This window comes from Brevibacillus sp. LEMMJ03, assembly GCF_007197875.1.
GTDB classification, from domain to species: domain Bacteria; phylum Bacillota; class Bacilli; order Brevibacillales; family Brevibacillaceae; genus Brevibacillus; species Brevibacillus thermoruber.
The window spans coordinates 1-9,757 of record NZ_VKJN01000036.1 but is presented as its reverse complement, the minus strand read 5'-3'; the positions used below and the strand labels follow the sequence as shown (position 1 = coordinate 9,757).

The window sequence follows — 9,757 nt, the reverse complement described above, 5'->3', positions numbered from 1 at the left end:
ACAGCCAACGCCACCGCCAGATGACTTTTTCCTACTCCGGGAGGCCCTAAGAACAAGACATTCTCGTGTCGGGTTACGAAAATCATCGTAGCCAACTCTCGAATCAACCGTTCGTCAATGCTGGGTTGGAAAGCAAAATCAAAATCCTCCAGCGTTTTTCGGTAAGGCAAGTGTGCAAGTTTGGTGCGTACCTCCATATTCCGTTTTTGACGTTCCGCTATCTCGGCATCAAGGAGCGTGTTGAGAAAGGACAGATAGGTGGGCTGTCCATGACTTGCCGCTTCCAAGTGAGCATCCAAGAGGAGAGCTGCTTGCTGAAGCCCAAGTTCCTCGAGGCGTAGCCGTGCTTGTTCCAGTTCAATCATGCTCCCACCCCTGTTAGCTGCTCATAGACATCCAGCGAACGTACTTCCACTTGCTGCGATGAAATCCGGTCGCGCAAAGCCACATTCTATATGAAATCAACCGTCACCATTAGCCATCCATTCAACAGATTGCTGAGACATCAGGAATAGATGTCACAACAAAGTACCCCTGGATTTGCTCCAAAACTGTTAGGTCGGGCAAGTTAACTGGCCGATGCTCCACTAAAGGCGGGGCATTTTTTATTTGCATGTTCGCCTCTTGTTCGCAACCTCAATTCCATCCACTGAACAACAGTTCTTATTTAAAAGTCCAATACGCCGAGTCATCGTCTGTACAATTTCGTGTATATTTTCCTTCTCCTCACTTCTTACCACATTTATACACCTGTTATTTGCAGCAAGCATTTTTTATCAAAAAAATTTGATGTTTCCTATTGCATTTTGGAAAAATGAGGAGTATAGTAACATCATCAAGAAAAATTGATGAAGGTGACACACATGATAAAAGAGCTGCCGATCCTACATACCAACAATGATGCTGTCTTTGAGCGGTACGAAGCAAAGTTTAAAGCTCTTGCAGATAAGAAGCGACTTCAGATTATGTATGAGCTAACCCAGAAAGGCAAAGTTTGTGTATGCGATTTGACGGAGATTGTAGATATGGCACAATCCAAACTTTCCTACCATCTGAAGATCCTTTTGGATGCAAACTTGATCATGAAAGAGACAGATGGTACCATGAACTACTACTCCTTAAATCCAGACGAAGTGAATCATCTTCTATCTGAAGAGCTTTGCTGCATCTTCCGCCGCAACAACTGCTGCTAATTCTTTTTTCTTCACTTCATCAATTTTTTTTGATAAATTCATCAAAAAATATTGATAAAGGAGCTGATTCTTGTGATTTACAAAGATGTACTGGCTCAAATGCTTTATGAAGATCAAAAAAGAAAACTGAATTTCATCACAATGAAAGGATGGCAGTTGCACAGAGAAGAGCTAACACAAGCGGAAACACCAAGCCAAATAAAAACAACCATCCAAGTTCATCAATGTGCTACTTGCTAGGGAGATACCCATGATGGATCGGATTATACATGACATGTACGTTCTTAGTAGCGTAGAATTTTCTGGTCGTCTTTCGGGGACGGAAGGAGCTCGTAAGGCAGCAGAATTCCTTGCCTCTGCTTTACAAAGCGCTGGCTTCTCTCCTGCTGGGGAAGACGGTTACTTTTCAAAGGTAAATGTTCCGGCTTCCAGACTGATGGCTCCTGCTTTTGTTACCATTGGCGGGAAAGGATTGCACCATCGAATTGACTTTGCTGAATACTCTCCCTTCTCATCCGGAGGGTCCGTAACTGGAGAGTTAATCACCATTCGCGATGGAGATGACGTTTCCTCCAAAGATCTGGCTGGAAAAATTGTCTTAATACCTGAGCGTCCGAACGATTTTGATGTAAGAGGAACGATTAATTATGCCGCTAGTCTGGGCGTTGCTGCCCTTCTGATCGAATCGGGAGAACCGGAGTCGTTTCACAAAACCGTTCATGGCTCGGATAAAAACAAACTTCCCGTACTTCGCATCCGACGATCTCTTGCACAGAAATTTTCTGGGAAACAGGGGCTTCAGGTTTCGATTGAGATCCCCCTAGAAATGAACACGCTTCCCTGCAAAAACGTGCTAGGGATTCTTCCAGGTGTTGATACAAGATACACCCTCGCCTTAACTGCCCATTACGATCACCTTGGTGATGATCCAAAAGGAGTTCGTTTCCCTGGAACTATTGATAATGCTTCCGGTGTTGCGGTCATGCTTGAGGTTGCTAGAATGCTTGCTAAGCGTGAACAACCACTCCCCTTTACCATTCTGGTAGCTTTTTTAACAGGGGAAGAGTCTGGGTTGTGGGGTGCAAAGCATCTTGCATCGAACCCACCTGTACCCTTATCTGCAGTCATAAATCTCGATTGTTTGGGCTTTGAGCCAGAGCTTTTTGCACTTCGAACCGGTCATAAAGCTTCCATCGACTGGTTAACCGAACTAGCTTCAGATGTAATCAAGAATCACGGTATTGACGTTCGTTGGATCGCAGGTGGAGATGATTCTGTAGCTTTTATTCAAAAGGGAATTCCCACTATCGGATTAGGTCAAAAACCTACATTACCTGATTCGACGAACATTCACACCTTAAACGATAACCCGGACAATCTTCATGTGAAGCCAATCGAAAAAGGATTCGCGGTTGTATTTGACATTGTCAATCAACTTGTTGATTCCCCTTTTCTTACGGGGATCAAATAAAAACGTTTAGGAGGAATTTATTATGACAAACTTCATTAAAAAATTAGTAAACGGTCATTCTGCGAAAGGGCAAGGAAACTGCTGTGGAGTTGATATTACAGAAGTGACTAATGAAAACCAAGAAAAAGATTCAGAATCTTGCTGCGGTAACGAAACAAATGAGAGCAACTCTTCCTGCTGCACAACTAATGCGCAAGAAAACAACTCTTCTTGCTGCGGATAATGAAACAGCTGAGGATTACTCCTCAGCTGTTTTTATACGATTTAGGATTCTCTCTAAAGCCTTCACTTTCTCTGCAATTTCATCGCGAATTTCCCGAAATTTTGAAGTGACCTCTTCGTCACTTCCAACAAACATTGCCGGGTCTTCGATTCCCCAATGAAACGTGTAGATCGATTTTGGAAGTGTCGGACAGGAGCGTTCCGCTTTTTTACATAAGGTTATGACGAGCGATGCTCTCATCAGAATTTCTGAGTTAATGCTGTCAGATGTTTGCTGGGAGATGTTTATCCCTATCTCTTGCATAACCTTTATCGAAAGAGGATGGACTCCCTTCGCATATAATCCACCACTATAAATGGCAAAATCTTCGCCAAAATAATGACGTGTAAAACCCTCTGCCATCTGACTGCGGCACGAATTACCGGTACAAAGAAAATATATGATTTTCTTGTTTCCCAACATGGAGAGAACCCCGTCATGCTTCAAACAACTTTTCCAAAGCTTCTCTTTGTGCAGGTTTGATGTTGACTGCGGGACGAATATCTTTTACTTTTTCCTCTGCCTCCTGGAGTGTTGTGCTTAAGCCAAGAGTGAGATGCACTCCCGCTGCTACTGCTCCCGTTCTACCGCGCCCACCATTACAATGGAACGCAACCTTCTTTCCACTTTTATAGGCATTCACTACTTCGTCGATCGCTTGTTTAAAGAGAACATCCTGATTCGTGATAGTATTATCACCGAGTGCAATCTGTATCCACTGAACATCAGGATTTGAAAATGCAGGTTTCTCTGCTTCTCCACGTAGATCTACTACCACTTCCACTCCCTCTTGTTTAATCATGGACTCAACATCCGCTGCCCCACCAAAGAAAATATTATCATCCACCAATGCTTGATATGATTTCGGTTCGGGCATGCTCCAATCGTGAACGGCATTTTCTTCGAGAAATTTCTCACAATCAAGTGCTGCCATACATCCCGTTCCAGATGCAGTAATCGCTTGGCGATAACGATGGTCTTGGACGTCACCACACGCAAATACTCCAGGGATATTGGTTTCCGTTGTACCAGGGGTTACGACAATATAGCCTGTTTCGTCCGTTTTGATTTGACCTTGGAGGAAAGCAGTGTTTGGTCGATGCCCGATCGCAACAAAAATACCCTCAGTCTCGATGATTTCTTCAGTGCCAGTGTCGTTATGTTTTACTTTGAGACCCGTTACTCCCTTTTCTCCTGCAATAACCTCGATGGGAGTACAATTCAAACTCCAGGTAATTTTGGGGTTTTTACGAGCTCGATCTTGCATAATTTTTGAGGCTCGAAGTTCGCTTCTACGATGAACAACTCTTACCTCTGTTGCAAATCTCGTCAAGAAGTTGGCTTCCTCCATCGCAGAGTCACCACCACCGACAATGATGACCTTTTTCCCTCTGAAGAAGAAACCATCGCAGGTAGCACATGTGCTTACACCACGTCCGATATTCTCCTTCTCACCTGGAATTTCGAGCAACTTTGCAGAGGCACCCGTTGAGACGATCAAGGTTTCCGTTTGAATTTGTTCCGATCCATCTATCGTTAGCGTGAAAGGGCGTTTCGTAAGGTCTGCCTTCGTTACCCAACCTCTTTGAAATGTCGCTCCAAACCGTTCCGCTTGCTTACGCATGTTTTGCATAAGTTCAGGTCCCATAATTCCTTCAGGAAACCCAGGGAAGTTTTCTACTTCCGTTGTCAGGGTCAATTGACCTCCTGGTTCATTTCCCTCAATGACAAGCGGATTCATGTTTGCACGAGCAAGATAAATTGCGGCAGTAAGTCCTGCAGGACCAGTTCCAAGGACAACGACTTTTTGCATGATTATTCCTCCTGAGGTGTTTAGTAAAATACCCCTCATGCTAGAGGGGTATGTGATTGAACTAGGTTCAATTGGTGCTGATGTAGATGGTGGTGCACAGCATAGAGATAAATCCCGGTCTCGGAATCTTCCTTCGTGTAGAATATCTCCCATGCATTTCAATCTGGATCATACTCCCGCACTTTATCCTGCACGGTATAGAAGCAAGTCGTATTCATTTCATCGATGGTAAGAAGCTTTTCCTGACGGAGCCTTTTGCCCCATTGCAACCACATCTTCTGTGTTATCTACTTGGAAGCCCAAGTGGTTTAGTACACCTTATTTCTCAAAAAGGACGTACATTCAGGAAAAAATGCAGGGCTGGCGAGTCCAGTTCAAATTTGGCGTAGTTCTCTTTTACCTTTGTCGGTTCCGCACTGAAGAAGATACGTTAAAACTGTATTGATGCTTCTAATGTTGTTCCTCCTTATTTGCCTTCAGCAAGGAACTGTTCGATTCGGGCTTTAATGGAATCACGAACGGTACGGAATTTTGCCATGATTTCATCCTCGGTTCCCGTAGCTTTCGCGGGATCATCAAAACCCCAGTGCCATTTTACTGCGTTCTTGTTGGGGATCATCGGGCAATGCTCATCGGCATGACCGCAAAGCGTAATCACATAATCAGCACGAGCGAGGGTTTCTGGATCAATCACATCGGATGTTTGACTGCTGATGTCTACACCGGCTTCTTTCATCACCTGTACGGCGCGGGGATTCAGCCCATGTGCTTCCAGACCGGCACTTTTTACTTCATAACGGTCACTGCCTAATGCTTTCAGGAAGCCTTCTGCAATCTGACTGCGGCAAGAGTTTCCGGTGCACAGAAAGTACACGAGTGGTTTTTTTTCCATGTGTTTCAATCTCCTTTACGATGTTATCGATGTCGGTTATTAGGCAACAATTTGCAACCACAAATAGAGTCCCACCAGCGTGATAAACAGCGTCGGGATCGTCAGAACGATACCGGTTTTGAAGTATTGTCCCCATGTAATGGTTACATCTTTACGGGATAAGACATGCAACCAGAGCAGTGTCGCCAGTGAGCCAATGGGGGTAATTTTCGGACCCAAGTCGCTGCCGATTACGTTGGCGTACACCAATGCTTCCCGGATGACGCCGGACGTCTGTGTCCCCTGAATGGCCAGCGCGTCAATCATGACGGTCGGCATGTTGTTCATGATGGAAGACAGGACTGCGGACAAGAAACCCATGCCAGCCGTTGCGGCAAACAGTCCCTGATTGGCAAAAGTTTGGATCAACTGCCCCAACATGTCGGTCAGACCGACATTACGCAAGCCATACACGACAACGTACATCCCAATGGAAAAAACAACAATCGCCCAGGGGGCTTCTTTAATGATACGTTTTGTCTCAATGGCCTTACTCCTTTGTGCAGCCAACATAAAGATGATGGCTGCCACTCCTGCTGTAACCGAAACCGGAATGGCGACGATTTCGTTCATCAGGTAGCCTGCAAGTAGGATAGCCAGAATGACCCAGGACAACCGGAACAGGCGAACGTCTTTTAACGCTTCATGGGGTTGTTTCAGCTGGGATAGATCGTACTGCTTGGGAATATCTTTTCGGAAGTACAAGTACAGGACAAGTAAACTGGCTCCCAGTGAGAAGAAGTTAGGAACAATCATGCGTGACGCATATTCAACGAATCCAATGTCAAAGTAATCGGCAGAAACGATGTTGACCAGATTGCTGACGATAAGCGGTAACGAAGTGGTATCCGCAATAAACCCACTGGCCATGATAAAGGGAAGAATCATCTTGTCTGGAAACTTCAATGCCCTCACTTGCGCAAGAACAATCGGCGTAAGAATCAGCGCTGCTCCATCATTGGCGAAAAAGGCTGCAACGGCGGCTCCCAAGAGAACCACATACACGAACATCAGTCGGCCGTTTCCTTTTGCTAACCGCGCCATATGCAAGGCTGACCACTCAAAAAAGCCGATGTCGTCTAAAATCAACGAAATCAAGATAATAGCCACAAAGGCAAGCGTCGCGTTCCATACAATGCCGGTTACCGTAACAACATCTGTAATACTTACCACGCCAAACAACAAAGCCAAGATCGCTCCGCCCGTTGCGGACCAACCAATGTTCAGTCCCTTCGGTTGCCAAATGACGAAGGTCAACGTCACGGCGAAGATCAGAAAGGCACTCCAGATGGCAAACATGATCTCTCTCCCATCTTTTTTCTATTCGCAGGTCACCAACAACCCCTGCTCTCCCAGTTTCTCAAATTCATGGGAATAATCGGGCAGGTTGCCCAATGCATGACATACTTGTTCAAACCGTTCTTGGTTGATGGAATAAAAAACCCATTGCCCCTTTCTTGTTTCAATCACCAGGTCCGCACTTTTTAGACGGCTCATGTGTTTGGACACAGCCGGTTGGGAAATCCCAAAGATGGGGACCAGTTCGCAGACGCAACAGCTACGGGTATTTAACAAGGCGATGATTTTTAGCCTTGTCGGGTCAGCTAATGCTTTCAATGCATTGACTAATGTCTTCGTGTCCATGTCCAATCTCACACCCTCCTCTCTCGACACAATATTATTATAACCATATGGTTATTTCAATATGAAAAACGGCTTTCCCCCAAGTTTGGGCATTCTTGATTCCAAGTTCACTTTATTATGTGATATCGATCAAATTTTTTTCGTGATAATTTTTAGTTGCATTTTGCAAATAAAACGTATATAACTTAAGCAGAGGTGATTTTCCATGGAAAACCTTCGAGAACTATTCCAAATCATGACCCGCCGTTTCGGATTTCTCAATAAATACTGCTGCATCTCAGGCGGCCGGGAGATTTCCTTGATTCAAAGCCACATTTTATATGAAATCGAACGGCAGCACAAACCATCCATGCAACAAGTATCAGAAGCGTTGGGGACAGACATTACAACGTTTAGCCGGCAGATCCAAACGTTGATGAAAATGAATCTGGTGAAAAAAACACCCGATCCGGAAGATAGACGGGTACATATCCTTTCCCTTACACCAGAGGGAAAGGAAGTGGCCGCGACAATCGACCGGCAGATGAACGCTTACTTGGATGAAATCTTTTCGCATATGAACGAGTTTGAAAAAGAGACTGTCATCCGTTCCATTAAGCTGTTGAATGAGGCGATGGCCAAAACCGACAAGTGTTGTACTACTCCCTTGGGGTAGTTTCTTTTTAGCTTAATACTTGCATTTTACAAATAAAAAGACAAGGGTGATGTTCATGTTTTGGGATGTGTTGCAAAGTTTCTTCTCTATTACCATTGAGTTAACCCTTTTATTTGTGGTTATTTCGCTCCTGATTAATCTGATTCAAGGATTTATTCCTTATGACAAATTGAATCAGTACCTATCAGGCAAAAACACTGTCTTGGGAGCGCTGGCAGCTCTGCTCTTTGCTTTTGTCACACCGTTTTGCTCTTGCTCCACCATTCCCGTTGTCGTGAACTTGTTGAACAAGAAAGTTCGTTTTGGCATCGTGATGGTGTTCTTGTTCTCCTCCCCTGTCCTTGACCCGACCATTATCACGCTGATGGGCGCCATGCTGGGTGTCAAAGTAGCCGTAGCCTATACCGTGATTACCTCTGTATTGTCGGTCATTATCGGTTTTACCCTTGAAAAGCTTGGATTCGAAAAGGCTGTGAAGCGAGTGGTTATGACCGGTTTTGAAGAAAAAACGAACACATTCAGTTGGAAATCAGCTTGGTCGGAGACGGTAGGGCTAATGAAAACAGTCTACCCCTATCTGATCATTGGCGCGGCTATTGGATCGGTCATTCATGGCGTGGTTCCAACTGAATGGATCTCCTCTATGTTTGGCGGGAACCAGTGGTGGTTGGTTCCTGTGGCTGCAGCCATTGGAATTCCGTTATACGTTCGTCTGTCGATGATGATTCCCATGTCCCAGATCCTGATTGCCAAAGGCATGGCAATTGCACCGGTTATGGCCTTGATGATCAGTTCTGCGGGAGCCAGTTTGCCTGAAGTAACACTACTGAACACCATCTTTCAGAAGCGATTGGTTGTTGCTTTCGTGGCTTCTGTTATGATGATGGCTACCCTATCCGGATTCCTGTTCTACTTCATTTAAAGGAGGTGATATCTATGGGTTTGTTGAAAAAAATCTTTGGAAAGCAAGGATCTTGCTGCGATGTGAAGATTGAAGAAGTGAAAAGCGAAAAAGATTCTTGCTGTAATGTAAAAATCGAAGAAATGAAGAATGAAAAAGAGAACTACGGTGATCAAAAATAACGAAACAGGATACTGGGGGAAAGGCCATGCAACAGGTAACGATTCGGAAAGCTCAGCATTACGATCTGGAGTCCATCCTTTACATCTATAACCAGGGAATTGAGGACCGGATTGCCACGTTGGAGTTAGATACAAAGGACTTAGCTTATATGGACAACTGGTTTCAAGAACATCAAGGACGATATACCGTCCTTGTTGCTGAAGTCGAGGGATCAGTTGTGGGATGGGCCTCCTTAAACCGTTATTCTCATCGTTGTGCCTATAACGGCGTAGCTGACCTTTCCGTCTATGTAGATCGCAGTGTACGAGGCCGTGGGGTGGGTAACCATTTACTCGAAGCATTAGAAACAGAGGCGAAAAACAACGGTTTCTATAAAATCGTTCTTTTTACATTCCCCTTTAATAACCTCGGGCAGGGACTGTATCGAAAAAGGGGCTTCCGGGAAGTCGGCGTGTTTGAAAAGCAGGGCATTCTTGACGGCCAATTCGTTGACGTGATGGCGATGGAAAAAATCTTATAGCTCCTAGCGTTATCGGCTCTTCATGTTGAGGAGCCTTCTTTTATTAATAATCAAATGGATAGAAATTTTCCAGTTAGAAGTTTGTATTAAGAACATCCCCCCAATATAGTCTATAAACTATTTTGTGTAAACTCCTAACCTTCAAAATAGGGTACAATGAATTCAAAGAAAGGTTGGGAGAGCC

At 44.7% G+C, this 9,757-nt stretch carries 14 protein-coding genes and 2 pseudogenes; 9 read left to right on the top strand and 7 right to left on the bottom strand.

The features are described 5' to 3' along the window. The coding region (locus FOI68_RS22465) for an ATP-binding protein (RefSeq protein WP_185974031.1) at positions 1-365 on the bottom strand (365 nt) is incomplete at its 3' end. 74 nt (positions 366-439) lie between these two features. Here FOI68_RS22465 and FOI68_RS24325 point away from each other — a divergent pair. From FOI68_RS24325 to FOI68_RS22450, 5 genes and pseudogenes are all read left to right on the top strand, one after another. After that, positions 440-526 (top strand): annotated as a pseudogene (locus FOI68_RS24325) (MarR family winged helix-turn-helix transcriptional regulator); the annotation flags it as partial. A 337-nt stretch (positions 527-863) separates the two neighbouring features. Beyond that, positions 864-1,193, top strand: a complete 330-nt coding sequence (locus tag FOI68_RS22460; RefSeq protein WP_143864390.1) for an ArsR/SmtB family transcription factor — start codon at positions 864-866, stop codon at positions 1,191-1,193. A gap of 72 nt (positions 1,194-1,265) precedes the next feature. Further along, positions 1,266-1,433, top strand: coding sequence for a hypothetical protein (locus FOI68_RS23670; RefSeq protein ID WP_185974030.1), 168 nt, complete (start codon positions 1,266-1,268; stop codon positions 1,431-1,433). 10 nt (positions 1,434-1,443) lie between these two features. Further along, a complete protein-coding gene (locus tag FOI68_RS22455; protein ID WP_143864389.1) occupies positions 1,444-2,664 on the top strand; it encodes a M20/M25/M40 family metallo-hydrolase in 1,221 nt (406 codons plus the stop codon). Between the two features lie 22 nt (positions 2,665-2,686). Next, complete coding sequence (locus FOI68_RS22450) at positions 2,687-2,887, top strand: hypothetical protein (RefSeq protein ID WP_143864388.1); 201 nt, start codon at positions 2,687-2,689, stop codon at positions 2,885-2,887. Between the two features lie 15 nt (positions 2,888-2,902). Here FOI68_RS22450 and FOI68_RS22445 read toward each other — a convergent pair whose 3' ends face one another. From FOI68_RS22445 to FOI68_RS22420, 6 genes and pseudogenes are all read right to left on the bottom strand, one after another. Then, the gene (locus FOI68_RS22445; protein WP_143864392.1) at positions 2,903-3,346 is read right to left on the bottom strand and encodes an arsenate reductase ArsC; all 444 of its coding nucleotides are present in this window, start codon (positions 3,344-3,346) and stop codon (positions 2,903-2,905) included. Positions 3,347-3,362: 16 nt separating this feature from the next. Continuing rightward, entirely contained in the window at positions 3,363-3,803 is a 441-nt protein-coding gene (locus FOI68_RS24170) for a protein-tyrosine phosphatase family protein (RefSeq protein ID WP_255433820.1), read from the bottom strand. Further along, positions 3,804-4,739 (bottom strand): annotated as a pseudogene (trxB, locus tag FOI68_RS22440) (thioredoxin-disulfide reductase); the annotation flags it as partial. 466 nt (positions 4,740-5,205) lie between these two features. Then, positions 5,206-5,631, bottom strand: coding sequence for an arsenate reductase (thioredoxin) (gene arsC, locus FOI68_RS22430; RefSeq protein WP_122905067.1), 426 nt, complete (start codon positions 5,629-5,631; stop codon positions 5,206-5,208). Between the two features lie 39 nt (positions 5,632-5,670). Continuing rightward, the gene (locus FOI68_RS22425; protein ID WP_143864387.1) at positions 5,671-6,969 is read right to left on the bottom strand and encodes an arsenic transporter; all 1,299 of its coding nucleotides are present in this window, start codon (positions 6,967-6,969) and stop codon (positions 5,671-5,673) included. Between the two features lie 21 nt (positions 6,970-6,990). Then, positions 6,991-7,314, bottom strand: a complete 324-nt coding sequence (locus FOI68_RS22420; RefSeq protein ID WP_143864391.1) for an ArsR/SmtB family transcription factor — start codon at positions 7,312-7,314, stop codon at positions 6,991-6,993. Positions 7,315-7,519: 205 nt separating this feature from the next. Between FOI68_RS22420 and FOI68_RS22415 the strand changes: the two genes are divergently transcribed. Genes FOI68_RS22415 through FOI68_RS22405 form a run of 4 tightly spaced genes read left to right on the top strand, consistent with a single transcriptional unit; the run spans position 7,520 to position 9,573 of the window. Next, positions 7,520-7,969: a MarR family winged helix-turn-helix transcriptional regulator gene (locus tag FOI68_RS22415; protein ID WP_143864386.1), complete on the top strand. Its 450-nt coding sequence runs from the start codon at positions 7,520-7,522 to the stop codon at positions 7,967-7,969. Between the two features lie 55 nt (positions 7,970-8,024). Further along, a complete protein-coding gene (locus FOI68_RS22410; RefSeq protein WP_143864385.1) occupies positions 8,025-8,891 on the top strand; it encodes a permease in 867 nt (288 codons plus the stop codon). A gap of 14 nt (positions 8,892-8,905) precedes the next feature. Then, on the top strand, positions 8,906-9,052 hold the full coding sequence (locus tag FOI68_RS23665) for a hypothetical protein (protein WP_185974027.1): 147 nt from the start codon (positions 8,906-8,908) through the stop codon (positions 9,050-9,052). A gap of 26 nt (positions 9,053-9,078) precedes the next feature. Beyond that, positions 9,079-9,573: an arsinothricin resistance N-acetyltransferase ArsN1 family A gene (locus FOI68_RS22405; protein ID WP_143864384.1), complete on the top strand. Its 495-nt coding sequence runs from the start codon at positions 9,079-9,081 to the stop codon at positions 9,571-9,573. The last annotated feature ends 184 nt before the right edge of the window (positions 9,574-9,757 follow it).

What these genes read in the sequence shown, in the direction of transcription:
- FOI68_RS22460 (WP_143864390.1), top strand. Translation starts at nt 864, where the DNA reads ATGATAAAAGAGCTGCCGATCCTACATACCAACAATGATGCTGTCTTT.
- FOI68_RS22455 (WP_143864389.1), top strand. Translation starts at nt 1,444, where the DNA reads ATGATGGATCGGATTATACATGACATGTACGTTCTTAGTAGCGTAGAA.
- FOI68_RS22450 (WP_143864388.1), top strand. Translation starts at nt 2,687, where the DNA reads ATGACAAACTTCATTAAAAAATTAGTAAACGGTCATTCTGCGAAAGGG.
- FOI68_RS24170 (WP_255433820.1), bottom strand. Translation starts at nt 3,803, where the DNA reads ATGCCCGAACCGAAATCATATCAAGCATTGGTGGATGATAATATTTTC.
- arsC (WP_122905067.1), bottom strand. Translation starts at nt 5,631, where the DNA reads ATGGAAAAAAAACCACTCGTGTACTTTCTGTGCACCGGAAACTCTTGC.
- FOI68_RS22425 (WP_143864387.1), bottom strand. Translation starts at nt 6,969, where the DNA reads ATGTTTGCCATCTGGAGTGCCTTTCTGATCTTCGCCGTGACGTTGACC.
- FOI68_RS22420 (WP_143864391.1), bottom strand. Translation starts at nt 7,314, where the DNA reads ATGGACACGAAGACATTAGTCAATGCATTGAAAGCATTAGCTGACCCG.
- FOI68_RS22415 (WP_143864386.1), top strand. Translation starts at nt 7,520, where the DNA reads ATGGAAAACCTTCGAGAACTATTCCAAATCATGACCCGCCGTTTCGGA.
- FOI68_RS22410 (WP_143864385.1), top strand. Translation starts at nt 8,025, where the DNA reads ATGTTTTGGGATGTGTTGCAAAGTTTCTTCTCTATTACCATTGAGTTA.
- FOI68_RS23665 (WP_185974027.1), top strand. Translation starts at nt 8,906, where the DNA reads ATGGGTTTGTTGAAAAAAATCTTTGGAAAGCAAGGATCTTGCTGCGAT.
- FOI68_RS22405 (WP_143864384.1), top strand. Translation starts at nt 9,079, where the DNA reads ATGCAACAGGTAACGATTCGGAAAGCTCAGCATTACGATCTGGAGTCC.